Raw genomic sequence first — 25,822 nt, forward strand, 5'->3', positions numbered from 1 at the left:
GGAATTCCTCCGCTCGGGCTTCACTTGTCCTTGGAGGCACCTCGGACTGCAGGCCGCTTCCTTGCCCGTTGGGTTCTGGGCAGTTGCATGGCTACGACGACGTCATAAGTTCCCCAAACGCAAGGCTGGCCAGGAAACCGCCTGGTCCGCGATTCATGTTGGGAAGCACACAGTTGCCTAGGCGCTTCTACTGGGCACCGGAAAGGGAACCCGATACCACATACGTCATAATCTGCTACCGACACTCGACGGCCACATTCTTTGCACACCTGGGTGCATACTGCCACGGACGCCGCCCGATTCCGCGCCGTTCATTAGCGAGCAGCGGCAGGTCATTGATCGTTTTCCAACTCATTTATCCCAATAGCAGCTGAATTCTCACTCAACTGTCGGATCTGCCGAGACCAACTTTCCAGCGAACAGCCCTATTTCCCGGTAGGCAAGTGCACCCTTTAAGCGAAAGCTCTCTCCTTCTCACAAAAAACCCCACTGCATCGGGTTTAAACCATTACTATTTATTATAGCGACTCATACTGGGCTGAGTAGGGACTTTCGGACAATCCCGTGTCCGGAGTGCTGCCCTGGATGCATTTGCATCTGACTTGAATGCAAAGTCGCTGGATATTCCTAGGCATGCCACAACCATGCACCCGGTATTCACCTGGCGCATAGGAAAGAAGAAAATGAATAGCACTTTGTTCCGCCGGACTCGTTCTCGGCTCCTATCGGCGATAGCCATCGCCTGCGCAGTCTCTGTAACTGCATCGTCAGCCAGCCTCGCGGACCCCTCCGAGCCGAGCCAAGTAACGACACAAGAGCTCCTGTCGGATGCTTTAGCGGCAGCGGGAGAAACTGAAGCCAATTTAGTTGAACCGACGCTGAACTCTGAAGTTCTGGAGTTCGGCACCGGCGAGGGCGCGGTATTCGTCCAAGCAACTGAAGAAGGTAAATCGCTTGCAATTGGCGCAGAGAATGTGGAACGAGAGTTCAGCTTCGGACTACCCATTGAGAGTGCGCCAAGTGATGTGCAAATGCTCGACGATGGCACTGCTGTATTCAGCGATGATGAAATAGATCTTGCACTGCAGACTCATGACGATGGAGCTATACGTGCACAGACAATTATTCACGATGCCGATGCGCCTCATGAGTTCCGGTATGAACTGGGGCTACCGGAAGGGTCATTCGCTGAGATTGCCCAAGATGGCGGAGTAGACGTCTTTCAATCTTTCCCCGATGAAAACGAATCCTTCCTGACCAGTCGATTTGAACCTGCATGGGCAGTTGATGCAAGTGGCGAAACAGTCAGAACTTGGTATGAGCTTCACGATGGTGACTTGGTCCAAAAAGTAGACATTGGGGAAGACCATGAATACCCAGTCGTAGCTGATCCGTTTTGGATCCCAGCAATTATTATCGCTATCAGGGTTACCAGCATCGTAATCAAGGTAGGCTCCAAAACCGTCAAGTACGCTAAGGCTCCCGCTTCACGAGTTGTCAACGCGTTGTCTTCCTTCAAGACCCTTTCTTACAGAACGGGTTCACATACGTTCAAACTTGATAAGAGCGGAATGAAGCATATTCTTCAGCGGCATCATCCAAAATATTGGGATGGTTCTTCTAAGAGTAGCCAAACATTTTTCAATCCGAAGATGTCAATCAGCGATGTACGAAATCTGGTTCATGGCGCCATGAAGCAGAACCAAAGTAAACTGAAAAGCGGTGGAACCAACAAGCGAATACAGCTCGAAGGAACCTATAACAACGTGAAGTACAAGATGGTCATTGACAGAGGCCGAGTTGTCCAATTCTACCCGCGATAAGAATCAAGGTGAGATGAAAGAACAAGCCGTACATAGCGAACCATACATTCTGGTTCCGCACACGGTCACGGATATCGAGGATTTCGTCGCTAATCCCGAAAACTACTTGGTAAGCATGTTTCAGGAACCCGAACGGGCTGCCGAGATGTGGCGGAATCGACTCAAAGAAAATCCCTACGGCAGTGAAGGTTTTCTTTCTCTGTCTTACTACGGGATCGATTTGATCTCGGGTGACCTGTGGGATGAAGTTACAGGAATCTGGTTTGAGCTCCTTGAGCTGGTAGAAGAGTTCATGGAGAAAGGGTCAGCTGAAAGGCTGTTTCCTGGCCAGCCAGTGCCCCTTCGACTGGAAGTGAAAGGACGATCTACACTTTTCACTGTTAATCGCCAAACAAACATTGTTGATCCCGACGACTTTATTCCGGGAATCCTGGATGAAGCTTACCGCTACTACTCATGGGTCGAAGAAAACATTGGAACCGACGAAAGCCAAGCCCTCCAGTCCGTGAATTCGTTGCGTCATCAGTTCCTTGAACGGAAGCATTCAAGCTAACGGATCCTCCGCTCTCTCAAGCTGGGTCGCTACCAAGGGTGGCGACCCAGCTTTTGCTTTAACGAGGCACGGAAGGCAAACTAGAAAATCTAGGTAGAAATCTATATAGTTTTCATATGACTACTTTGAGCATCACCGAAGCATCACGCGCGGGGCTCTCTGCGCTTGTCGCCGCCGCCGAAGAGGGCCGGGATACCCCTTTGTCGCGCCATGGCAAGGTCGTGGCCGAAGTCGTTTCCGCCAAGGAAATCGCTCAGCTGCGTCATGACCGGGACACTCTTCGCGATGCTGCGCTGGTGATGGCACGCTTTGCCACTGATAGCGGCGTGCGCACGACGCTCGACCAAGCGATGGAATTCTTCAATTTGAACCGCGCAGAACTTGAGGCGGAAAATGTCGAAGAAGCCCAGTCTGATAATTCGTGAATCAGCCTCAAGACCGCCTGTGCATCGTCCGGCTAACTGAAGACGCAGTATCTGACCTACATCGTCTTCACAAAAAGGATCCGCAGATCGTGCGATCCGTTTTCAAGAAGATGCTGCTGCTCGAAAAATCTCCTGAGGCTGGCGAGCCCTTGCTCGGTGCGCTAGTCGGTTTCCGCAAGTTAGTCGTTGGCGATCGCGACTGGAGAATCGTATGGCGCATTACCGAAGACGCGTCCGGCCGCCCAATTCTTGATATTTCTGAGGTCTGGGCTGTTGGAGCTCGTTCGGATGGCGAGGTTTACGATGAGCTCACCTCACGGGTCGCACGCATGGGCGATGACCCGAAGATTCAATCGCTCAAAGACGTCATTGTCCAGATGGGACGGCTCTACGAATCCGTTGAAGCTCAACCTGAACCCGCACGGGGATCTGTCTTGCCCGAGTGGATGGAAGCTGCGCTCGTAGAACAACTTCATCTGTCCACACAAGAGATTTCAGGATTGAGCGAACAGCAAGCCCAGCAAAGACTCATGCAGCATTGGTCCCGCAGCGCTGACAGCTAAACCTTCCGCCGGCACCGCCGAGCTCAGCGGCAACCGCACGGATCCGAACGTCTGAAGATTTCCAGTGATGCTCTCCCATCGGCAATGAATTATCGTTGCCCGCACTACTCGAATTCCAGGCTGCCTCGTCGCAAACCCGCACTGTTCACTATGTTGTATCAACATTCGCGGTGATGAACTTGCGCAGCGATGCCGACGAAGCATCAGGGATAATTGCCAGTCAGGCTCGGCCCCACCCATCATCTGAAATCTCAATAGCACCCGCCACCAGAGTCTTTCCGGACGCACCACGTCCTGTACGACCGGGGCGGGGGCCCCGAAAAGGCTCTCGTCTACTTCGACTCGTCCGGAGAGCAACGTGCTCTAATAGTTCATGGCAGCTCAGTCGTAAGGTTTTCAGTTGATCCTCGAATCACGTTATCGCTTCACCACTCTTCACTGCATCATTCCGCTTGGATCCGACAATCCGGAAACACTATGTCCGGGAACGTGAGCGCGGCAAACGTCCTAACCAAGCGCTCATCGTGTTGACCATCCGACGCCTATCAAGATTGCTTGCAATGACGCCTCACAGCTGGTTCTGTGCCGTTTCGGAGCTGAGAATCGCTGGCTTCAATAGAGGGGCACCTTCTCCGTGAAATGTGGAACAGGTATTGTTACCACTTCGCCAGGCCCGGCTCGGGTAGACACCGATCCATGTTCTGCCCGGTGCAGCCTTCTCGCCTCGCCTGCAAGGTGATAGCTTGAAGGCCAATCAGGGAAAACCAGGAGCCTTGGTCTTCCTCATCCCCGGGTCACCGGGCAGCCAAATAGGGGAGGCAACATGGCAGCAGTGCCGGAAACCGATATGAGCGATCTGGCCATTGCCTCGCGGGCAGTGCTCAGGCCGATCTCCCGGATTGCCGAGGCGGCCGGAATCCCGCAGGACGCGCTGGAGCCCTACGGCAAGTACAAGGCCAAAATTGATCCTGCCCTGCTGCCGGCCAACGGAAGCCGGCCCGGAAAAGTTGTCCTGGTCAGCGGCATGTCCCCGACGCCGGCAGGGGAAGGCAAATCCACCATGGTGGTGGGCCTGGGCGACGCGCTGGCTGCCACCGGGACCAAGACCATCATCGCGCTGCGCGAGCCGTCGGTCGGCCCGAGCTTCGGGATGAAGGGCGGAGCCACGGGCGGAGGCCAATCCCAGGTGCTGCCCATGGACGAGATCAATCTGCATTTCACCGGGGATTTCCACGCCATCACCAGTGCGAACAACCTTCTCATGGCCATGCTCGACAACCACCTGCAGCAGGGCAACGAGCTGGGCATCGACCCGCGATCCATCACCTTCAAGCGGGTGCTGGACATGAACGACCGCGCATTGCGCCACGTGGTGATCGGCCTGGGCGGTACCGCCAACGGGGTGCCCCGCGAAACAGGCTTCGAAATCACCGCTGCCTCCGAGGTCATGGCTGTTTTCTGCCTGGCCACCGGGCTGGCGGACCTGCGCGCCCGGCTGGGCAGGATCACCGTCGGATACACCTATGCCAAGGCCCCGGTCACCGCCGATGACCTGGGCGCGGCGGGTGCGATGGCGCTGCTGCTCAAGGAAGCCATCAAGCCCAACCTGGTGCAGAGCATCGGGGGCACTCCCGCGCTCATCCACGGCGGGCCCTTTGCCAACATCGCCCACGGCTGCAACTCGGCCATCGCCACCAACACCGCCCGCGCACTGGCCGACGTGGTGGTGACCGAAGCCGGCTTCGGCACCGATCTGGGCGCCGAGAAATTCATGGACATCAAGGCCCGCTACGCCGGGTGCCCGCCGGACACGGTGGTCATTGTCGCCACCGTTCGCGCACTGAAGATGCATGGTTCGGTGCCCAAGGAGGAGCTGGGGGAAGAAAACGTCGAGGCCGTGCGGGCCGGGCTGCCGAACCTGGAACGCCACGCCTCGATCGTCTCGAAGTTCGGCATCCAGCCAGTGATTGGCATCAACCGCTTCACCACGGATACCGATGCCGAGCTGGAAGCGGTCACCGGCTGGGCAAAACAGCAGGGCATTGCCTGCGCCATCGCCGATGTCTGGGGCCAGGGCGGCTCCGGAGCAGGCGAGCTGGCCGCCATGGTGCTGCGGACCATCGGGGAACCGGGCAATTTTGCCCCGCTGTACGAGCTGCAGCAGCCGGTCGAGGACAAGATCCTGGCCCTGGTGCGCGGCGTCTACGGGGGCGAAGGCGTCGAGTACTCCCCCAAGGCCCGGCGGATGCTCCAGCAGATCCACGACAATGGCTGGTCGCACCTGCCGGTCTGCATCGCCAAAACCCAGTACTCCTTCTCCGATGACCCGCAGCTGCTAGGCGCCGCCAGCGGATTCACTGTGCAGGTCCGCGAGCTGATCCCCAAGACCGGTGCCGGATTCATCGTGGCCATCACCGGGGCGCTCACCACGATGCCGGGCCTTCCTCGGGTGCCAGCGGCCCTGCACATGGATGTCGACGAGCACGGCAACGCCATCGGACTGTCCTAGCGGCCGGGCAAGGCCGCGGGGATCGCCAGCGTGCCGGGATTCCACGGCGGGCGAACATGGTAATTCCCTGATCGCACCGCTTTTCGCCACGATTCACGGCTAGGCTATGTGAACCAGCACCCGATAGCTGGCAATCAAGCAAGGCACGGATGAAGGGAAATAACCATGGGAACCGAAAACCACGACGAAACCACAGGTCCAGCTCAGACTCCGGACCCAGAGGGCAAGAACACTACTGTCCCTGATCCGGATGCGGCCCAGAACGCGCCTATTCCGTTCGGGCATGAAGATTCCGACGGCGAAGAAGGCCAGTAGCCGCACCGCCAGCCACAAGACCTGCCCGCGGCCAGGATTCCGCAAGGATTCCTGGCCTCGGGCTTTGCTATTCCACGTGCAAAATGCCTGATCAGATGACAGATGGGAGCACCACTCCAGCGGAATTCCGGGAAGCGATGCTCAAAAACCCTGCCAAGATTGTTGAACAATTACCGAAAGTGGGGCATTCTTTTACCAAGAGGTATTCACGAGACGGGGATCACAATGCCATACATAGACCTGAATTCAGACGTAGGCGAGTCGTTCGGCAACTGGACGATGGGCGACGACGCCGCCATCTTCACCTCCGTGTCTTCGGCCAATGTAGCTTGCGGGTTCCACGCTGGAGACCCCAGCACCATCGCCCAGACCTGCCGCGATGCGGTCAGCGCCAACGTCACCATCGGAGCCCATGTGGGCTACCGCGACCTGGCCGGTTTCGGCCGCCGCTTCCTGGACTGCTCGGCCACCGAATTGGCCGATGACGTCCTCTACCAGCTTGGAGCCCTGCAAGCCCTGGCACGCGCCGCAGGCAGCGAAATCAAGTACGTCAAGCCGCACGGCGCCCTGTACAACACCATCGTGCACCACCAGGCGCATGCCCAGGCCGTCATCGATGCCATCAAGGCCTTCGGCACCGACCTGCCGGTCCTGCTGCTGCCAGGTTCTGTCGCCCTGCAAAAGGCCGAAGCCGCGGGCCTGCGCGGCGTCGCAGAAGCCTTCGCCGACCGCAACTACACCCCCGAGGGCACCTTGGTCTCCCGCCGCGAATCCAACGCCGTATTGCACGACCCCGCCCAGGTCACCGAGAACATGGTCCGCCTGGCCACCGAAGGCACCATTGTTGCCGTGGACGGCAGCACCATCAAGATGGAAGCCGAAAGCATCTGCCTGCACGGCGATACTGCCGGTGCAGTGGCCATGGCCAGCGCCGTGCGCGCAGGACTGGAACATGCCGGCGTGCAGATCCGGAGCTTCGCGTGAGCATCCGCGCCATTCACCGGGCAGGTTCCCATGATCTGCTCATCGACCTGGACTCGCTCGATGCTGTCTTGGCGCTCAACGCCGCCTTGGAAACCTCTCCCCTGTCCGGACAGCGCGACCTCTTGGCCGCCGCGCAAACGGTACTGCTGAAATTCGATTCCGCGCAGAGCGCCGAACGGGCCATGGCAGCACTGCCAGAACTTGAAGTAGCCTCTGCACTCCACGCTGCGGGCAAGCTGGTTGAAGTACCAGTGAATTACGATGGCGAAGACCTCGCCGCAGTGGCCGAGCTGACCGGGCTGAGCACCGAAGCTGTGATCAATGCGCACACCAGCCAGAGGTGGCGTGCAGTATTTGGCGGATTCGCTCCCGGCTTCGCCTATCTGCTCGGCGAAAACCAGGACTTGCATGTCCCGCGCAGAGACTCCCCGCGCACCAAGGTGCCCGCCGGAGCGGTGGCGCTCGCCGGTGAGTACTCGGCCGTCTATCCGCGCCAATCCCCCGGAGGCTGGCAGCTGATTGGACATACCGATCTGCAAATGTGGGATTTGCAGCGCGAAAATCCTGCATTGATCCGGCCGCAGGATACCGTGCAGTTCGTCCGGGCCACCCGGAAAATATCGGTGAGCCAGACACCCGCCGCACAAGACGAAGCATCAGTGCAGGCACTTGCCGGTGGCCTGAAAATCATCGACGCCGGCCTGCAGTCCCTGCTCCAGGATGCCGGACGCATCGGCTATGGCAACCTCGGAGTTGGCGTCGCAGGAGCCGCAGACCCGGCCGCCTTCCACCAGGCCAACCGCCTGGTGGGCAACCAACCAGGCCAGGCCGTGATCGAGAACCTCGGCAGCCGCATCACCGTTGAAGCCGAGCAAGACCAGGTGCTGGCGCTTACCGGCGCCGAAGCAGAACTCTGGATCACCCCGGCCGAAGACGACCAGGTCCGCACCCCGCGCCAGGCCGCGGCCAATGCACCGTTCGCGCTGCTGCACGGCGAGCGCCTGGAGGTTGAACCCGCCGGCCGCGGACTGCGCAGCTACCTTGCGGTGCGCGGCACCATCGAGCAGGAACCGGTCCTCGGCTCGCTGTCCACCGACACCCTCTCCGGCGTCGGTCCCCAGCCTCTGCAAGCCGGTGGCATGCTGCCGGTGAACCGCCCGCAGCTGGGCCACATCGTTGGCAACAGCGAACCGAGCACCCTGCCGGTCCCAGACGATAGCGGCGTGTACACGCTGCGCGCCATGCCCGGTCCGCGTGCCGATTGGTTTGGCCAGGCGGGCCTGGACCAGCTCGCCGCCCAGATTTGGGATGTCACCAGCGAATCCAACCGCGTGGGCGTGCGCCTGGATACCGGGCAGCAGCCGCTGCAGCGCGTCCGCTCCGGGGAACTGGCCAGTGAAGGCGTAGCCCGCGGATCCTTGCAGGTGCCGCCCTCCGGCCTGCCGGTGCTGTTCCTCGCAGATCACCCGGTCACCGGCGGCTATCCGGTGATCGCCACCGTCATTGCCGAAGACCTCAGCGCAGCCGCGCAGCTTCCGCCCGGAAGCAGAATTCGATTCGAACTCCATCCCGCTGCCGGCCACGCGGCATCAGACGCCTAAGGAATTGCCATGAAAAAAGTTCTCATCGCCAACCGAGGCGAAATCGCGGTCCGCATTGCCCGGGCGGCCACCGACGCAAATATTTCGTCGGTAGCCATCTACTCGGACCCGGATGCCGACGCGCTGCACGTGCGCCGCGCAGATGAAGCGTACCCGCTGCACGGTTCCACCGGCACGGACACCTACCTGGATATCGAGAAGATCATCGAGATTGCCAAGCGCTGCGGCGCCGATGCGGTGCACCCCGGCTACGGTTTCCTCTCGGAGAACGCGAACTTCGCCACCGCCGTCATCGAAGCCGGCATGAGCTGGATTGGTCCGCCTCCCGCGGCCATCGAAGCACTGGGCAACAAGGTCACGGCCCGGCAGATCGCGGTGCGCGCAGGTGCGCCGCTGGCCCCGGGCACCGACGGTCCGGCAGCGGACGCCGGCGAGGTGCGGGCCTTCGCTGAAGAGTGCGGCGTGCCGGTCGCCATCAAGGCGGCCTTCGGCGGCGGTGGCCGCGGCATCAAGATCGCCTACTCGCTCGATGAGATCTCCGATGCTTTCGAGTCCGCCACCCGCGAAGCCACCGTGGCCTTTGGCCGTGGCGAATGCTTCGTGGAACGTTTCCTGGCCAAGCCGCGCCACGTCGAGGCCCAGGTGCTGGCCGATACCCACGGCAATGTGGTGGTCGTCGGCACCCGCGACTGCTCCTTGCAGCGCCGCCACCAGAAGCTGGTGGAAGAGGCGCCAGCCCCGTTCTTGACCGATGAGCAGCGGACCAGGATCCATCAGTCCGCGAAGGCGATCTGCAAGGAAGCCGGATATGTCGGGGCCGGCACCGTGGAATACCTGGTGGCCCAGGACGGTCTGATCTCCTTCTTGGAGGTCAATACCCGTTTGCAGGTGGAGCACCCGATCACCGAGGAGACTTCCGGCGTCGATCTGGTGGCCGAGCAGTTCCGCATTGCCGATGGCCTGCCGCTGTCCATTACCGAGGACCCGCAGCCCACGGGCCATGCCATCGAATTCCGCATCAACGCCGAGGACCCGGCTCGCGGCTTCCTGCCTGCGCCGGGCACCGTGGAGCGGTTCGAAGCGCCAACCGGCGCCGGCGTGCGGGTGGACTCGGGCGTGCGCAGCGGCTCGGTCATTCCGCCGTTCTACGACTCGATGATCGCCAAGCTGATTGTGCGCGGGGTCGACCGGAACCAGGCGTTGCGCCGTGCCCGCCTGGCGCTGGAAGAAATCAGCATTGCCGGTGTACCTACGGTCCTGCCATTCCACCGCGCCGTCATCGAGCACGAAGCGTTCAACGGCGAATCCCTGGGCGTCTACACCATGTGGATCGAGGACGAGTTCCTCAACGAGGTGGAGGCCAGCGACGAGATGGATCTGGATCAGCGCGATACAAGCCGTGAAACCATCACCATAGAGCTCGACGGCAAGGCCGTCCAGCTGGGTCTTCCCGCTGCACTGACCAACGCGTTGCGCAATACCCCGGGGGCCGGCACCGCCGCCGCCACCCAGGATGATGCTGCCGGCCAGGTCGATGCCGCCGCGGTACGCAGCACCATGGACGGGAATCTCGTCCGCTTCGCTGCTGAAGATGGCAGTGCAGTCGCCGAAGGGCAGAGCATTGCCATCGTCGAGGCGATGAAGATGGAATCCACCATCACCGCGCACCGTGATGGCATCTTCCGTGCAGCGGACTTGAGCGCAGGGTCAGCCGTACGCCGCGGCGACACCTTGGGCACCATCGGCTAGCGTCCAGGCCATGGAGTCCGTAGCCGCAGGCCAGTTGGGATAAATTGGAAGCATGAAAGCCACCAGCAGCACCTCGCATCCAGCCAAGGCCCCACACGCGCACAGCGGCCTCTGGGCTGCCAATGAGCTGCGCCGCCGCATTGCCGAAGGCGAGCTATTGCCCGGTGACAAGCTTTCCGAACAGACCCTGGCTGAATCGTTGGGGCTCTCGCGCAATACCTTGCGCGAGAGCTTCACCTTGCTCAATAGCGAGCTGATCATCACCCGGATCCCCAACCGGGGTGTTTTCGTGGCTTCTCCGGATGCTGATGATGTGCGGGAAATCTATGCGGTGCGCCGTACCGTCGAGCCGGCATGCCTGGCGTGGGGCCAAGACATCGACCTGGACCGGTTGGGCAAGATCATCGAGGAGGCTCGCACAGGTCTGGCTGCCGGCGACGTGCCGCGGATGGCCAATGCCAATCAGGCCTTCCACAAGCAGCTGGTCGCCTCCTCCGACAGCGAACTGCTCCAGGAGCTGATGAGCCGCGTGCTGGCCCGCATGCGCCTGGTCTTCCACGCCATGAGCGACGCCCCGGATTTCCATTCGCACTATGTAGAGCGCAATGCGAATCTGCTGGCCATGCTCCGCGCCGGAAAGCGCTTGGAAGCCGCCCAGACCCTGCGCGGCTATCTCGACACCGCTGAAGCTGAATTGCTCAGCCACATCGCCCAACGCCCGGAGTAGGCATGGAGCAGGGCCTTGGCCCATTCCGCTTGCGATTTCCATCTCATCCGCGCCGTGCATTCCTCACTGCTTTGCGGCAAATGCCAGCCTCCAGCGCATGCCTCATCGGGTTGCGAACCCTTGTTTTCCAAGGATGCCCCCGACGCCGAATCCGGGCTTGCCCCGCGGAATTTCCACGGCGATCACCGGTTTTTCCGGATCCTTGATGCTATCGCCGCCGCCTGCCTGCCGGTGCGGGCAGCCGCAAGCCCAGCTCCCTGCGGGTTTCCTCGACGCACGGACAAGCCAAGCAAGCACATAGATAGCCAACGTATGGTTTAACGAAACCATTGCGCGCCGCCGCCGTTTCATCACGGTCTAGGCCCTCGTCCCCTGCTTGGAAGGTCGCACCACCCGTGAAATTGCCTGTAGCCGAATTGCACATCCACCTTGAGGGAACGCTGGAGCCAGAAATGATCATGGCGCTGGCGGCAAAAAACGGTGTTGAGCTGCCCTATGCCACCGTTGACCAGCTGCGTGCCAAGTACCAGTTCAGCAATCTGCAGTCCTTCCTCGACCTGTTCTATGCGAATATGGCGGTCTTGCGCACCGCTGGAGACTTCCACGAAATCACCGTGGCCTACCTGCAGCGCGCCCATGACTCCGGCGTGCGCCATGTGGAATTGTTCTTCGATCCGCAGGCTCACATCCAGCGCGGACTGGGCCTGGGCGAGGTCATCGCCGGCATCCGTTCCGGCCTGGCCGAGGGCGCAGAACGCTGGGGGATCTCCCACAAGCTCATCGCGTGCTTCTGGCGCCATGCCCCAACGGAAGAAGCGATGGACTTGATGAAGGTGCTGGTCGCCGAGAAGCACGATATCGATGGCATCGGCCTGGATTCCTCGGAGGTGGGTTTCCCGCCCGAGCTGTTCCAGGAAGTCTTTGCCTATGCCCGCGCCCACGGCCTGCACGTCGTTGCCCATGCGGGCGAGGAAGGCCCTGCTGACTACATTTGGCAGGCGCTGGACTTGCTGGAGGTTGAGCGCGTGGACCACGGCATCCGTTGCCTGGACGACCCGACGCTGGTTCAGCGCTTGGTCGACGAGCAGATGCCTTTGACTGTCTGCCCGCTATCCAACATCCGCTTGCGTGCGGTGGACACCATGGCCGATCATCCGTTGCCGCAGATGCTCGAAAAGGGCTTGAAGGTTTCGGTGCATTCTGATGATCCTGCCTATTTCGGCGGATACATGGATGCCAATATTTCCTCGCTCATGGCAAGCTTCAACTTCAGCACCGGGCAGTTGGCTACGCTGGCAAGGAATTCCTTTGAATCCGCATTCCTGGATGAAGAATCCAAGCAGGTACTGCTTGCCGAAGTCCAGGCCTGGGTTCAGCGGCAAAGCCTTTAGACATGGGAACGCGGCGGCCTCTTGGGGGAAGGCCACCGCGTTCGATCCAGTGCCAAAGGCCCTGGTGGGAACTTGGCGGCCCCCTTGGGGTGAGGCCGCCCCGTTCGGTCTATGGGCTAGGGAACCTGGTATTGGGAATCCCTGATATCCGTGATGAGCATGTGGCCCGGTGCGTGGCCGATGGCCAAGGCCGGGCGGGACTCCATCACTGCTGCCTGCGGCGTGACGCCGCAGGCCCAGAACACCGGAATCGTCCCTTCCGGGATCTGCACTGCATCTCCGAAGTCAGGTGACCCCAGATCTGCTATGCCCAGCTCTTGGGGGTTCCCGATATGCACTGGAGCCCCGTGCACAGCTGGATAGCGCGAGGTAATGCGTACCGCGTCGGCAACCTGCGAGGCAGGAATCGGACGCATGGAGACCACCATCGGACCGGACATCGCTCCGGCCGACTGCGAGCGGATATTGGTCTTGTACATTGGCACGTTCACGCCCTGGTCGATATGCGCGATGGAAATGCCGCTTTCCATCAGTGCGCTCTCGAAGGTGAACGAGCAGCCGACAATGAAGGTCACCAGATCATCACGCCAGTACTCTGACAGGTCGGTGGGTTCAGCCACCTTGACCCCGTTTTCGTAAACCATGTACTTCGGCACGTCAGTGCGGATATCTCCGCCTTCCAGCAACTCGTTGCTGGTCTGCCCGGCTTCCAGGACACCGAGGATCGGGCAGGACTTGGGGTTGCGCTGGGCAAAGAGCAGCACATCGAAGGCCAGCTCCTGGGGAACGATAATCAGGTTTGCCTGCGCGTATCCGGCACTGATTCCCGCGGTCGGGAGCACCTGTCCGGCACGGAACAGCTCGCGGGCCTCGCTCGGGGCCATGGCCGCACGTTCGGTCTGCCCGAGGCTCGATAAGTCCTTCATTATTGTCTTTCTCCTAGCCGTTCCAGAGGGCTGCCAGACCCGAAATCGAGTTCCAGCCGAGGTAGACGCTGAGCAGCCAGGTCAAGGCACCGATAACCAGCAGGGCCTTGGGATAGTTGTAGCCGTTCATCAGGTCGCGGCGGCGCCATGCGACCCAGAGCAGTACCGCGAAGCCCACGGGAAGGATCAGTCCGTTGAAGGCTCCGGCGAAGATCAGCAGGGTTGCCGGCGCCTTGCCGAGCAACAAGTAGATGATGCCGCAGACCACGATGAAAGCCACGGTGATCAGGTTTCGGGTGCGTTCCGGGGTGGTGCGCTTGGTGATGAAGGAAACCGAAGTGTAGGCGGCACCGATCACACTGGTCAGCGCGGCAGCCCAGAGGATGACGCCGAAGGCGCGGATGCCGATGGGGCCAGCGGCGTGGCCGAAGGCTTCAGCAGCCTTGTTGTCGCTGGTCAACGCTACGCCTCCAGCCACGACACCGAGGATCGCCAGGAAGAGCAGCACGCGCATGACACCGGTGACGATAATTGCCAGGGTCGAGATGTTGGAGATCGACTTGACATGCTCCACGCCCGATGTGCCCGAATCGATCATGCGGTGGGCACCTGCGTAGGTGATGTATCCGCCAACGGTGCCACCGATCAGGGTAGTGATGATCAGGAAATCGATCTTCTCGGGGAGCACCACGTTGCGGATCGCATCGCCCACTGGAGGGGCGGCGACGATTGCCACGTACAGCATCAGCAGGATCATGACGGCTCCCAGCATCACCACAATGCGGTCCAATGCCATGCCGGCTTTCTTCGACAGGAAGACCAGGATGGCGATGGCCGCTGAGATGGCCCCGCCAATTTTGGCGTCAACTCCCAGCATGGCGTTCAGGCCCAGTCCAGTACCGGCGATATTGCCGATATTGAAGACCATGCCGCCGATGAATACCAGCCCAGCCAGTAGCCAGCCGATGCCAGGGACGACTTTGTTGCCCAGTTCCTGGGCACGCATTCCGGACACCCCGATCACGCGCCAGACATTCAGCTGGACCGCGATGTCCACAAGGATGGAGACGACAATGGCGAAGGCGAAGGCCGCGCCAATTTGGACCGTGAACTCTGTGGTCTGGGTAATGAAGCCCGGTCCGATGGCGCTGGTGGCCATCAGGAACATGGCGCCTAGGAGCGCCGTGCGCCGCGCCTTGCTGCTTTGGGATGTTGACTCAGGAAGTGCCATGATGACGTTCCAATGCGATAGTGGTGACAACCGTCACAAGGTCAATGTGATGGACAAGACTTTACAGGTTGTTGAACAACCTTGGCAAGATGTTGTTGAACAATTTCTCGGCATTGGATAGCGCAGGGCCGAGCTCACCTCTACAGGGATCTCAGAGCTCGGCCTTGACTAGATGAAACCTACTCAAATCGCAGGATTTCCGGTTTCTGATTATTTTGCCGGTTCAGGTTCGGCTCGCGTATCGCCAACGCCCCGATCAGGTTCGTTTTCAGTGGAAAGTTCCTCTTTAGCCTCAACAATGTCCAGCACGCCGGTATCTGTATACCACTCAGTCAATGCAGGATCATCGCTTTCGAAGTTCGCGCCAGCGCCTTCCTCCTCCGGCACTGCAGCAACGCCGAAGACAAAATCGTCACCATGCTCATCGATGCCCCTTCGAACGCCACCACGAATCGCCTCAACGGCATAACGGTGACGAATCATCGTAGGGTCATTGCGCAGGTCGATGGCCCAGGAAATCATGACGCCGATCAAGACGATTGTGAACGGCAAAGCGCAGGTAACCATGATGGACTGAAGTCCCGACAAGGCATTGCGTCCGCCGGCCAACAGCAAGAACATGGCGATCAGGCCAAGTGCCGTGGCCCATACAATGGTCACCGGCTTAGACGGTACCGGGCGACCAGATTGAGACATCGACCCCATGACATTGGCAGCCGAATCAGCTGCCGTAACGAAGAAGACCAGGATCGCGAGGAGGCACACAATCCACAGCACGGGACTGAAAGGCAAATTCGCTAACAGGTCGAACATGACATTTTCACCGGCGCCTTTCACCTCCATGCCCAGATCGTTCATACGCATCCAGATCGCGGTACCGCCGAAGACCACGAACCAGATGATCGAAATGAGTGCCGGAGCAAAGACGACAACCGTGACAAATTCGCGCAGCGTACGGCCCTTGGAAATCTTGGCAATGAACATGCCGACGAATGGCGACCATGAGATCCACCAAGCCCAGTACAGAGTCGTATAAGAGGTCAGATACTGCTTCTGGACTTCTCCTTGGCTAGCCGCCAAGGACAGCATTTCTGGCAAGTTACCGACGAAAGCTATCAGTGAACTCGGGATCAGGTCCAAGATAAAGACAGTTGGTCCAACCACCACAACGAACAAGGCCATGCCTACAACGAGAATCATGTTGGTATTCGAAAGTAGCCGAATACCCTTCTTGATGCCAGCAACGGCAGAAATCGTGAACACCACAGTCAAAACGCTGATCACGACCACAACGTAACCATTGCCCAGCTCAAGCCCGGTAATAATGTTCGTTCCAGTTCGGATCTGCAGAGCGCCAATACCCAATGAAGTCGCTGTGCCAAAGAGGGTCACCAATACAGCAAAGACATCAATGATCTTGCCTAGCACCCGATGATTGCCGTTGGGGAATACCGGTTCAAAAAGCGACGAGATCAATGGAAGCCGGCCACGGCGATAGGAGGCATACGCCAGGGCACCGCCAACGAGAGCGTAGATGCACCACGCGAAACTTGCTTGGTGCAAGAACGAGTCAGTCAAGGCAGGCAGTACCGCATCAACGGTTTCAGCTTCCGCGGTGGTGGACGGTGGCGGAGCCAAGAAATGGCTTAGCGGTTCGAGGGGCCCATAAAACACCAGCCCGATGCCCAAGCCTGCGGCAAAAAGCATGGAGATCCACGAGAGCGTCGAAAATTCCGGAGTGCTGTCATCGGAGCCAAGTCGGATTTTGCCTGTTGGCCCATAGCCAACAACCAACATGAACACGACGATCACGAGAACCGTGAGGTTGAACAGCCAGCCAAAATTGGTAACTACCCAGCTTTGCATTGTGGTGCCGACAAGGTTCAGATTACTCGGGGCAAAGATGGCCCAAATGAGCACCCCGGCCGAAACTAGCAATGCGGTAACGAACACTCCGCGCCGTGTCGGGAAATTAGCCCCAGTCTCTTCCACGCTAATTCCCGGAATCAATCCGGGGTGAATGCCAAAGGTCGTTTCTTGGCTTGCAGTGCGTAGGGCGTTCTTGACCCTTTCGATTCTCCTTCTGGAGCTCTGCGGTTGACTAGATTGCCCATTTTGGGACGCTTTAGTTTCACCTTTTTGATTCTCTGGACGCGATTCTTCAGTATCCATAACTAATAATTCTAGGTGAACTATGCATTAGTCACTAAACGGTCCTCCGCTGGCGCCACGCGTATTGGCGCGAATCAGAGCGCTAGGCGAGGAAACTTTTGGACAAGCAAACGGCCACGGCAGATGCGGTTTTCCGCGGCTGCCGTGGCCGTTTGGGGTACTAGGGAATCCTAGTGGAAGAAGTGGCGTGCACCGGTGAAGTACATCGTGATGCCTGCTTCGTTCGCTGCCGCGATGACTTCCTCATCGCGTACCGAGCCGCCCGGCTGCACGACAGCCTTCACGCCGGCATCGATCAGGATCTGCAGGCCGTCGGCGAAGGGGAAGAAAGCATCCGAAGCGGCCACGGAGCCAACGGCACGCTGTTCCGAAGCAGCCGCGTCAGCGTTCTCAGCGCCACCGGCTGCATCCGCACCGGACTCGACCTTCACGCCCAGGGTGTTGGCACGTTCCACGGCCAGCTTGCAGGAGTCGATGCGGTTGACCTGGCCCATGCCGATGCCCGTTGCTGCACCATTCTTAGCCAGCAGAATCGCGTTGGACTTGGCAGCGCGCACGGCGCTCCAAGCGAATTCCAGATCTGCCAAGGTAGCAGCGTCAGCTGCTTCACCGGCAGCAAGGGTCCAGTTCCCCGGATTGTCGCCCTCGGCGTCGATCTTGTCGCCGGCCTGGACCAGCATGCCACCGCTTACCTGGCGGAACTCGTTCTTGTTCCGGCCGTAGCCTTCTGGCAGGGCCAGCAGGCGGATGTTCTTCTTGGCCGAGAGGATCTGCACCGCTTCGGCCTCGAAGTCCGGGGCAATAACTACCTCGGTGAAGATGCCCTTGACGGTTTCTGCCATTTCCTTGGTGACCGTGCGGTTGGCGGCGATGACTCCGCCGAATGCGGACACCGGGTCGGTAGCGTGCGCCTTGCGGTGCGCGTCGGCGATCGGATCTGCCGCGTCATCCGAAGCGACGGCCACACCGCAAGGGTTGGCGTGCTTGACCACAGCCACAGCCGGCTTCTCGAAGTCGTATGCGGCACGCAGTGCAGCATCTGCATCCACGTAGTTGTTGTAGCTCATTGGCTTGCCGTGCAGCTGATCAGCCTGGGCGATGCCGGCTGGAGCGGCTTCGTCAACGTAGAGCGCTGCCTGCTGGTGCGGGTTTTCGCCGTAGCGCAGCACATCGGCTCGCTGCAGGGCCACGCCTGCGTAGGCTGGCCAGTCGATGACGCCGTCGCCGTCCTCATCCAGGAACTGGCTTGCGGTCCACGAGGCTACCGCGGTGTCGTAGGCTGCGGTGTGAGCGTAGGCCTTGGCGGCCAGGCGCTGGCGGGTCTTCAGATCGAAGCCGCCCTCGGCTGCCGCGGAGATGACCTGCGGGTAGAAAACTGGATCAACCACGATGGAAACGGCGGCGTGGTTCTTCGCTGCCGAGCGGACCATGGCTGGGCCCCCGATGTCGATCTGCTCGACAACTTCATCCTGCGAGGCACCCGAGGCGACGGTCTGCACGAAGGGGTACAGGTTCACCACCACCAGGTCGATCTGCTCGATATCCATCGAGGAGAGGGTGTCCATGTGCTCGGTGACGCGGCGGTCCGCAAGGATGCCGCCGTGGATGCGCGGGTGCAGGGTCTTGACGCGGCCATCGAGCATTTCAGGGGAACCGGTCACCTGCTCGACCTCGGTCACGGGAATTCCAGCGGCAGCGATCTTCTTGGCCGTGGAGCCGGTGGATACCAGCTGCACGCCTGCGGCGTGCAATCCAGCGGCCAGCTCCTCCAAGCCGGTCTTGTCATAGACGGAAATCAGTGCGCGACGGATAGCGACTTTGTCCAGCACGGTCTTACTCACGAAATTTTTCTCCCGGCGGTGAGAATGAATGGGGCGGGCAGCGCAGAGGCCACCGCCTTCATTCTAACCAAGGAAGGCACCGGAATTTCAGTTCGTGTCAAGCCCCTTCCGGCAATGAGGAAAGGTGCGGGAAATATGAAGAAAGCTGCTTGTCAGTCAGGCAAAGCTGCAGAAGTTTTTCTGCATGTTCTTCATCTGCGACATAGGCCACGAGATCTGCCTTGGTCCGTTCGCCCAACTCTTCGCGCAACGACCGGGCTACCGCAACCAGCGTGTGATAGTAGCGCTTAATAGTAGGTTCCCAGCCATCACGCGCTGCCAGTCCGGTCATCGCCTCGGACCATAGCGTGGCCGCGGGATCTTCGCATAAATCAATGGATGACCAGTGCCAATCGCTGGGTTCCCACTTATCCGAGTAGAAGCTCTCCTCGTCGCTATCTTCCAGATCCGCTTCCAAGGAGGCCAAGACGTCGTCGAGATCTTCCCCGTCGGAATCCTCGTCATCCGGCTGGTCTTCGTCTTCATCATCGGAATCAGTGATCAGCAGCGAATCGTCTTCCAATGTGACGGTTTCAGGTTCAAGGCTTCCATCGCCTTCGGCATCGGGACGGTCCTCGTAATCGGCAGGCTCATCGGCGTCTTCACCGCGTTCCACCAATTGCTCGCGAGACTCCGTGAGGCGATCTCGTTCCAGGGCCTGCACCGAGTTCAAGGCCAGCAACGGCATGGCGATACTTTCGCTTTCCTCGGTGCTGACTCCATGCAAGGCAATGGCATAGAAGTCCTGGTCGGGGTGTCCAGCTATCACTTCCGCTGCGTGTCGAAGGGCAGTCACCCGTATAGCCTCTTCGAGAGCGGTCCAATCTACTCCCATGTCCAGAGATTACCCCCTTGCCGGCGCAGACAACAGGCCTTGACGTGGCGGGAGAAGAAGCGTAGAGAGCTACACCTGGAACCTGGTTTTCGGCTATGCTTCACGCGGTACAAACCATTTCTGCTCGCACACCGAAAGGTGCACCACTGTGTCTTCCGCACCCCTGCCTTCTGGCACATCGATCGTGCAAGAGCTGCCATTCAAATGGAAGGTGCAGGGCACCATTTTCATTATCGGCGGACTCGGATTCATGTTCGATGCCTGGGACGTGACCCTCAACGGCGCGTTGATTCCATTGGTCGCCGAAGAGTGGGGGCTTGACCGTCCCACCGCGGCCTTGCTGGGCACTTCCAATCTGGTGGGCATGGCCCTGGGCGCCTTCCTCTGGGGCGGGATCGCCGACCGCTATGGACGCAAGAACGCCTTCAGCCTGACGCTTCTGATGTTCTCGCTATTCACCATCCTTGGCGCGCTGTCTCCGAATTTCGGCTTCTTCGTCGCCTTCCGCTTCCTGGCCGGCGTCGGCCTGGGAGGCTGCATCCCGGTGGACTATGCGCTCGTCGGCGAGTTCACCCCTGCCAAGCTGCGCGGACGCGTGCTCACCGCCATGGATGGCTGGTGGCCGGTGGGCGCGGCACTGTCCTTCTTCGTTTCGGGGTGGGTGATGGCCACCGCCGATAATTGGCGGTTGATCCTGGCAGTCATGATCCTGCCCGCGTTCATGGTGTACCTGGTACGGCGCTCCATGCCCGAATCCCCATTGTTCTTGGCAGCCAAGGGCCGCGACGCCGAGGCCCGTGCGGTCATCGACCAGCTCGTGGAACGCACCGGGGCCGCTGAGCGCGAGTACGTAATTGCACCTGTGGAATTGGAAAAGGCTCCGCGCTGGTGGGAGCAGGTCGCTTCGCTGTGGCGGTACTCCTGGAAGATCACCGCCACCAGCTGGCTGCTGTTCATGACCATTTTGCTGGTCTACTACCTGGCATTGACCTGGTTGCCATCGATTCTGACCGAAGCCGGAATGGCCCAGTCAGCGTCGTTCTTCGCTACCGCGGTGATGGCCCTGATGGGGCTGGTGGGCGTTGTTCTGGCAGCCCTGCTGGTGGAGCGGGTAGGCCGTAAATGGCTGCTGGCGATCTCCGCGCCAATCTCAGGCATCGTGCTTGTGGTCGTAGCCCAGAACCTGCATATCCCAGCGACCGCGATCGCCTGGGTGCTGGTCTTCGGCGTGGTGGTCCAGGTCGCTATTCCCGTGCTGTATGCCTACGTTTCCGAGCTGTACCCCACCGAATTGCGCGCCAGCGGTTTTGGCTGGGCCTCGACCATGTCCCGCTTTGCCGCCGGCTTCGGTCCCCTGCTTTTCGCGGCGCTGTGGCCAGTGGTCGGGCTGGGCTGGCTGTTTGCCGGCGCGACTGCGCTGGTGCTGGTAGCCGTCGTCTTCATGGCGCGATTCGCTCCAGAAACCCGCGGCATGAGTTTGGATTAAGGATCATCGGCCAGCGGCGAATGCCAGCACCTTCTGGTGCTGGCATTTGCTAGTCCTGCGTAGTTTGCGGGCGCAAGCCATCGCGCATGATCTGCACGATGCGGTCCTCCAAACCAGGCTGGCTCTTGCTGAAGGCCCGCGGCAGTGGACGGGTCATGGCCCCGATGGTGGCAATCAGTTCTATCTCCGTTACGTCTTTGCGGACCAAATTCGCGTTTTTGGCCAAGTCCAAGGCGGAGTTCAGGGACTGGCCGGCCTCTGCCTGGACCTCCAGAATGCGGGGGCTGATCTTCTGTGGTAATTGCAGCCCGAGCGCTTCGCTCAGTGCCCCGAGATTCTGCTGGACCAGCGTACCAAGCAGAACTTCCCAAGCGTCCGTGTCACCGTCTTCAAGCCGCTGAACCGCTGATTGGGAAGCGATTCGGATATCCCCAAGCGTGCCGAGGGTGACTTCTTCAACCAGCGCATTCCGGTCAGCAAAGTTTCGATACAGTGTGCCGATGCCCACTCCGCTGGCCTCTGCAATAGTTTCCATCGCAATCTGGGCGCCGTGTTCTGCAAATAATTCACGAGCTGCTCGAAGGATGTTCTCACGTCGCCGAAGAGCATCTGAACGCATGAGTGGAATCCGATCTGAAGGAAATTCTGGCGCACGACTTGCCACCTGACGATTTCACGATAGCGGACAGGCAATGCTCTGACGAAGCGGAAATCAACTTTCCAGAACTAAAAGTTTGCTCCCCGCGCCCGCGCCCAGCCATTCCGCATTTCCAGAAACCGTGCTATCCCTAGGATCTAGAACCTCAAGGCCAAGGAATCCTCGGATATGCGTTTTCAGCTCATCAGGCACGGACAAACCCCATCGAATGTTGCCGGGCAGCTTGATACCGCTTACCCGGGTGCCAGCCTCACTCCGCTGGGGCATCGCCAGGCTCGTGCCCTGCCGCAGGCATTCAGTGGCGGGCAGCTGCAGTCCATCTATGCCTCGACGCTGAACCGCACGCAGCTGACGGCCCGGCCATTGAGCGAATCCGCCGGACAGAAGCTGCAGGTCATTGACGGCCTCGAGGAGATTTCAGCCGGGACCTTGGAGATGCAGGCCGACGAGGCCTCACGCTATGCCTACGGCATGTGCCTGCATTCGTGGATGCATGGCGACTGGGAGCAGAAGATGCCCGGCGGGCCGAACGGCTACGACTTCATTGAAAGATATTCCAAGGCCCTGGAAACCATCGCCCGGGCACAGGACTACTCCGGCACGGTCGCGGTATTCAGCCATGGTGCCGCCATTCGCGTCTTCAGCGCATGGGCTACGAAGATGGCGCCTGCCGATGCCGCAGAGCTGCATATCGAGAATACCGGTGGCTCCTTGCTGGAATTGGGCATCGGCGGAACGTGGGCCTTGGAACGGTGGAATCCAGAACCGCTCGGTGGCGACTTCGTTCGCGATGTTCTCACCGAGGACGTAACGGGCGGCGAGGACGGCATCCCCTGAGCACCCCGCTCCACCGGGGATCGCGAGTTGCACCAACTCAGCATCTATTTTTTCGGTAGTCTGGCAGGGGAGCTCATTTTCCGCTGAGCGCACAAACGGAAGGCCCTCATGCACGACGACATTTCCCTGACCACCGGACGCGTCCGCCGCGTTCTGACCGAACGTATCCTTCCAGCGATATATTCGGAAACCATGCCATTGGCCCTCTCCTGGCACGAATTGCCAGGAGAGCCGATAGCTCCTGCGCAGGGCCTTGCACTGGACTACCAGCCCACAGAGGTTGGTACCCCGTGGGGCGCGGCCTGGGGCACCACATGGTTCCATTTGCAGGGCCAGGTTCCGGCGCATTGGGCCGGACGCCGGGTGGAAGCCGTGATTGATCTGGGATTTGACATCAACATGACCGGCTTCCAGTGCGAGGGCCTGGTTTACCGGCCCGATGGCATCACCATCAAGGCGATCAACCCGCGCAACCAGTGGGTGCCCATTGCCGGTCAGGCCGAAGGCGATGAGGGCATCGACTTGTACCTGGAAGCGGCATCCAACCCGGTGCTGCTGGACTACCACCCGTTCCTCCCCACCGAGCAGGGCGATATCCTTACCTCGTCTTCGCGCCGGCTGTACACCACCCGCCGCATGGACCTGGCGGTCTTTGAATCCGTAGTACACGAGTTGTCGCTGGATCTGGAAGTGCTGCTGGATCTGCAAGAGCAACTGCCGGCCGGCCCGCGCAAGATGCAGATCCTGCAGGCCATGGACAACGCGTTGGACGTGCTCGACCTGCAGCGGATTACCGAGACCGCGCAGGCCGCCCGCAAGGAGCTGGCAGCGGTCCTGGCCGCCCCAGCCGAGCACAGTGCGCACCAGATTTCCGCGATTGGCCACTCGCATATCGACTCGGCCTGGCTGTGGCCGCTGCGCGAAACCATCCGCAAGGTCTCCCGCACCTGCTCCTCGATGGTGGAGCTGCTGGGCGACGAGGAAGAATTCCTCTACGGCATGTCCAGCGCCCAGCAGTACAAGTGGCTCAAGACCCATCGCCCCGAGGTCTGGGATCGGGTGAAGAAGGCCGTTGCCGATGGTCGCTTCCTGCCTCTGGGCGGCATGTGGGTCGAGTCCGATACCGTGATGCCCTCGGGCGAATCGCTGGTCCGCCAGTTCCTCTACGGCCAGAAATTCTTCCGCGACGAATTCGGCATCGCTTCAAAGGGCGTCTGGCTGCCCGATTCCTTCGGGTACTCCCCTGCCCTGCCCCAGCTGATGCGCCGTGCCGGCTTCGAATGGTTCTTCACCCAGAAGATCTCCTGGAACCAGCAGAACAAATTCCCGCACCACACCTTCGATTGGGAAGGCATCGACGGCTCGCGCGTGTTCAGCCACTTCCCGTCGATGGACACCTACAACTCGCAGCTCTCCGGGGAGGAAGTCGCCAAGGCCTCGCGCCAGTTCCGCGAAGCCCGGCTTGCCAACAACTCCATCGCACCGGTCGGCGGGGGCGATGGCGGCGGCGGCACCACCCGGGAAATGACCGGCAAAGCCAAGCGCCTGGCCAATCTGGAAGGCAGTGCGAAAGTCCGGTGGGAACACCCGAACGACTTCTTCGACCGGGCCCAGGCCGAGCTGCCCAACCCTCCGGTATGGGTGGGAGAGCTCTACCTGGAGCTGCACCGCGCCACGCTGACCAGCCAGCACCAGACCAAGTCGGGCAACCGCCGCACCGAGCAGCTGCTGGTCGAGGCCGAACTGTGGGCGGCTACCGCAGCCATCCGCACCGGGGCCGAGTACCCGTACGAGCAGCTCGACGAACTGTGGGAAACCGTGCTGCTCCACCAGTTCCATGACATCCTGCCCGGCACCTCCATCGCCTGGGTGCACCGCGAAGTGGTGGCACGCTACGCCCAGGTCATCGAGCAGGCCGAAGCGCTGATCCGCGCCGCCCAGCAGCAGCTGGCTGGCGAGGGCTCCACCCCTATTGCATTCAACGGTGCGGCGTTCACGCGCAATAACCTGGCCTTCGGCCAGGCCAAGGAAGTGGAAGCCGTTCCTGTTTCCGCGGTCAGGGCAACCGCAGCCGATGGCGGCTACATCCTGGATAACTCGGTCATCCGGGTGGCGGTCAATGCCCAGGGCCTGATTGCCTCCGCGGTGGATCTGGCTACCGGCCGTGAAACTATCGCCGAGGGCCAGGAAGCGAACCTGCTGCAATTGCACCAGGACTTCCCGAACATGTGGGACGCCTGGGACGTGGACAAGTACTACCGCAACCAGGTCACCGATCTGCGCGAGCTCGATAGCCTGGAGCTGTCTTCGCGCGAGGACGGCAGCCAGGTCATCACGATTGCCCGCAGCTTCTCCAAATCCACGCTGGTCCAGGAACTGTCGCTGGCGCCAGGCTCGCGGACCGTGCAGATCTCGCAGAGTACCGATTGGCATGAGGCAGAGAAATTCCTCAAGGTCGCCTTCCCGCTGGATATCCGTGCCGAGCATGCAATTGCCGAAACCCAGTTCGGCTACCACAAGCGCGTTACCCACGTGAATACCAGCTGGGAAGCGGCGAAGTTCGAAACTTCCATGCACCGCTTCGTGCTGGCCGAGGAACCCGGCTTCGGCGCGGCACTGGTCAATGATTCCATCTACGGATTCGATGTCACCCGCGATGCCAAGGACGCGGCCGTCACGACAACCATGCGCCTGTCATTGCTGCGAGCCCCGCGCTTCCCGGATCCTGAAACCGACCAAGGCCTGCAGGCCCACCGCTACGGTTTGGTCATCGGCGCGGACGTGGCCATGGCAACAGAAGCCGGCGCCTTGCTCAACAGCGCAGAGCGAGTCGTCCATGGCGCCCACGGCGTGGACCCGCTGGTATCGGTCACCGGTGAAGGCCTGGTGATTTCCAGCGTGAAGCTGGCTGCGGACCACTCCGGCGATTTGGTGGTGCGGGTCTATGAATCCCTGGGGCGCCGTGCCAGCGGCAGCCTGTTGGTCAACGCGCAGGCCTTGTCTGCAGCCACCGCGAGCCTGCTGGAAGATGAGCTGGCGGGGCAGGCCATCGAGCTTTCCGATGGTGCTGTGCCGCTGAAGCTGGGCGCTTTCGAAGTGCGCACCCTGCGCTTCGCCCTGGCCAGGTAACCGCGGGTTCCGGGGCTGGCCCTTCGCA

General features: G+C 60.5%; 21 protein-coding genes and 1 pseudogene. 15 read left to right on the plus strand and 7 right to left on the minus strand.

All coding sequences use genetic code 11. The features are described 5' to 3' along the window. The first annotated feature begins 683 nt into the window (after positions 1-683). The 4 genes from ACNPN0_RS00460 to ACNPN0_RS00475 all read left to right on the plus strand — a co-directional run bounded on the left by ACNPN0_RS00460 (position 684) and on the right by ACNPN0_RS00475 (position 3,364). On the plus strand, positions 684-1,823 hold the full coding sequence (locus ACNPN0_RS00460) for a hypothetical protein (RefSeq protein WP_426735418.1): 1,140 nt from the start codon (positions 684-686) through the stop codon (positions 1,821-1,823). 13 nt (positions 1,824-1,836) lie between these two features. Beyond that, positions 1,837-2,376 (plus strand): hypothetical protein, encoded by a 540-nt coding sequence (locus ACNPN0_RS00465; protein ID WP_133833179.1) that lies wholly within the window; start codon positions 1,837-1,839, stop codon positions 2,374-2,376. 116 nt (positions 2,377-2,492) lie between these two features. Next, entirely contained in the window at positions 2,493-2,801 is a 309-nt protein-coding gene (locus tag ACNPN0_RS00470; protein ID WP_133833180.1) for a type II toxin-antitoxin system Phd/YefM family antitoxin, read from the plus strand. Continuing rightward, on the plus strand, positions 2,798-3,364 hold the full coding sequence (locus ACNPN0_RS00475) for a type II toxin-antitoxin system RelE family toxin (RefSeq protein WP_208294216.1): 567 nt from the start codon (positions 2,798-2,800) through the stop codon (positions 3,362-3,364). Before ACNPN0_RS00470 ends, ACNPN0_RS00475 begins: the two co-directional genes overlap by 4 nt. Positions 3,365-3,524: 160 nt before the next feature. On the opposite strand, the pseudogene ACNPN0_RS00480 reads toward ACNPN0_RS00475, so the two are convergent. Continuing rightward, positions 3,525-3,727: pseudogene (locus ACNPN0_RS00480) on the minus strand (transposase); the annotation flags it as partial. 460 nt (positions 3,728-4,187) lie between these two features. On the opposite strand from ACNPN0_RS00480, the gene ACNPN0_RS00485 reads away from it, so the two are divergent. The 7 genes from ACNPN0_RS00485 to ACNPN0_RS00515 all read left to right on the plus strand — a co-directional run bounded on the left by ACNPN0_RS00485 (position 4,188) and on the right by ACNPN0_RS00515 (position 12,640). Then, complete coding sequence (locus tag ACNPN0_RS00485; protein ID WP_448937344.1) at positions 4,188-5,873, plus strand: formate--tetrahydrofolate ligase; 1,686 nt, start codon at positions 4,188-4,190, stop codon at positions 5,871-5,873. Positions 5,874-6,038: 165 nt separating this feature from the next. Beyond that, complete coding sequence (locus ACNPN0_RS00490) at positions 6,039-6,188, plus strand: hypothetical protein (protein WP_181149023.1); 150 nt, start codon at positions 6,039-6,041, stop codon at positions 6,186-6,188. Positions 6,189-6,413: 225 nt separating this feature from the next. Continuing rightward, positions 6,414-7,172, plus strand: a complete 759-nt coding sequence (locus ACNPN0_RS00495; RefSeq protein ID WP_448937343.1) for a LamB/YcsF family protein — start codon at positions 6,414-6,416, stop codon at positions 7,170-7,172. Then, positions 7,169-8,773, plus strand: coding sequence for a 5-oxoprolinase subunit B/C family protein (locus tag ACNPN0_RS00500; protein ID WP_448937342.1), 1,605 nt, complete (start codon positions 7,169-7,171; stop codon positions 8,771-8,773). Before ACNPN0_RS00495 ends, ACNPN0_RS00500 begins: the two co-directional genes overlap by 4 nt. A 9-nt stretch (positions 8,774-8,782) precedes the next feature. Then, positions 8,783-10,522, plus strand: coding sequence for an acetyl/propionyl/methylcrotonyl-CoA carboxylase subunit alpha (locus ACNPN0_RS00505; RefSeq protein ID WP_448937341.1), 1,740 nt, complete (start codon positions 8,783-8,785; stop codon positions 10,520-10,522). A 52-nt stretch (positions 10,523-10,574) separates the two neighbouring features. Beyond that, a complete protein-coding gene (locus ACNPN0_RS00510; protein WP_105661647.1) occupies positions 10,575-11,249 on the plus strand; it encodes a GntR family transcriptional regulator in 675 nt (224 codons plus the stop codon). Positions 11,250-11,644: 395 nt separating this feature from the next. Then, a complete protein-coding gene (locus tag ACNPN0_RS00515; protein ID WP_448937340.1) occupies positions 11,645-12,640 on the plus strand; it encodes an adenosine deaminase in 996 nt (331 codons plus the stop codon). A 116-nt stretch (positions 12,641-12,756) separates the two neighbouring features. Here ACNPN0_RS00515 and ACNPN0_RS00520 read toward each other — a convergent pair whose 3' ends face one another. Together ACNPN0_RS00520 and ACNPN0_RS00525 are read right to left on the minus strand one after the other, a co-directional pair. Beyond that, positions 12,757-13,566, minus strand: a complete 810-nt coding sequence (locus tag ACNPN0_RS00520; RefSeq protein ID WP_448937339.1) for a putative hydro-lyase — start codon at positions 13,564-13,566, stop codon at positions 12,757-12,759. Between the two features lie 13 nt (positions 13,567-13,579). Further along, positions 13,580-14,797, minus strand: a complete 1,218-nt coding sequence (locus tag ACNPN0_RS00525; protein ID WP_434692114.1) for a divalent metal cation transporter — start codon at positions 14,795-14,797, stop codon at positions 13,580-13,582. Between ACNPN0_RS00525 and ACNPN0_RS00530 the strand changes: the two genes are divergently transcribed. After that, positions 14,796-14,918, plus strand: coding sequence for a hypothetical protein (locus ACNPN0_RS00530; protein WP_434692117.1), 123 nt, complete (start codon positions 14,796-14,798; stop codon positions 14,916-14,918). The genes ACNPN0_RS00525 and ACNPN0_RS00530 overlap by 2 nt on opposite strands. An 89-nt stretch (positions 14,919-15,007) precedes the next feature. Here the strand turns inward: ACNPN0_RS00530 and ACNPN0_RS00535 are convergent, their stop codons facing one another. The 3 genes from ACNPN0_RS00535 to ACNPN0_RS00545 all read right to left on the minus strand — a co-directional run bounded on the left by ACNPN0_RS00535 (position 15,008) and on the right by ACNPN0_RS00545 (position 19,645). Beyond that, complete coding sequence (locus ACNPN0_RS00535) at positions 15,008-16,969, minus strand: BCCT family transporter (protein WP_448937338.1); 1,962 nt, start codon at positions 16,967-16,969, stop codon at positions 15,008-15,010. Positions 16,970-17,139: 170 nt separating this feature from the next. Then, positions 17,140-18,810, minus strand: a complete 1,671-nt coding sequence (gene purH, locus ACNPN0_RS00540; RefSeq protein WP_332595201.1) for a bifunctional phosphoribosylaminoimidazolecarboxamide formyltransferase/IMP cyclohydrolase — start codon at positions 18,808-18,810, stop codon at positions 17,140-17,142. 97 nt (positions 18,811-18,907) lie between these two features. Next, positions 18,908-19,645: a hypothetical protein gene (locus ACNPN0_RS00545; RefSeq protein ID WP_146112913.1), complete on the minus strand. Its 738-nt coding sequence runs from the start codon at positions 19,643-19,645 to the stop codon at positions 18,908-18,910. A gap of 187 nt (positions 19,646-19,832) precedes the next feature. Between ACNPN0_RS00545 and ACNPN0_RS00550 the strand changes: the two genes are divergently transcribed. Then, complete coding sequence (locus ACNPN0_RS00550) at positions 19,833-21,170, plus strand: MFS transporter (protein ID WP_448937337.1); 1,338 nt, start codon at positions 19,833-19,835, stop codon at positions 21,168-21,170. A 49-nt stretch (positions 21,171-21,219) separates the two neighbouring features. On the opposite strand, the gene ACNPN0_RS00555 is transcribed toward ACNPN0_RS00550, so the two are convergent. Next, complete coding sequence (locus tag ACNPN0_RS00555) at positions 21,220-21,789, minus strand: TetR/AcrR family transcriptional regulator (RefSeq protein WP_426735435.1); 570 nt, start codon at positions 21,787-21,789, stop codon at positions 21,220-21,222. 207 nt (positions 21,790-21,996) lie between these two features. Between ACNPN0_RS00555 and ACNPN0_RS00560 the strand changes: the two genes are divergently transcribed. Both ACNPN0_RS00560 and ACNPN0_RS00565 read left to right on the plus strand, forming a co-directional pair. Next, on the plus strand, positions 21,997-22,665 hold the full coding sequence (locus tag ACNPN0_RS00560) for a histidine phosphatase family protein (protein WP_448937336.1): 669 nt from the start codon (positions 21,997-21,999) through the stop codon (positions 22,663-22,665). A 108-nt stretch (positions 22,666-22,773) separates the two neighbouring features. Further along, entirely contained in the window at positions 22,774-25,794 is a 3,021-nt protein-coding gene (locus tag ACNPN0_RS00565) for an alpha-mannosidase (protein ID WP_448938825.1), read from the plus strand. The last annotated feature ends 28 nt before the right edge of the window (positions 25,795-25,822 follow it).

Source organism: Glutamicibacter sp. AGC84, assembly GCF_053543575.1.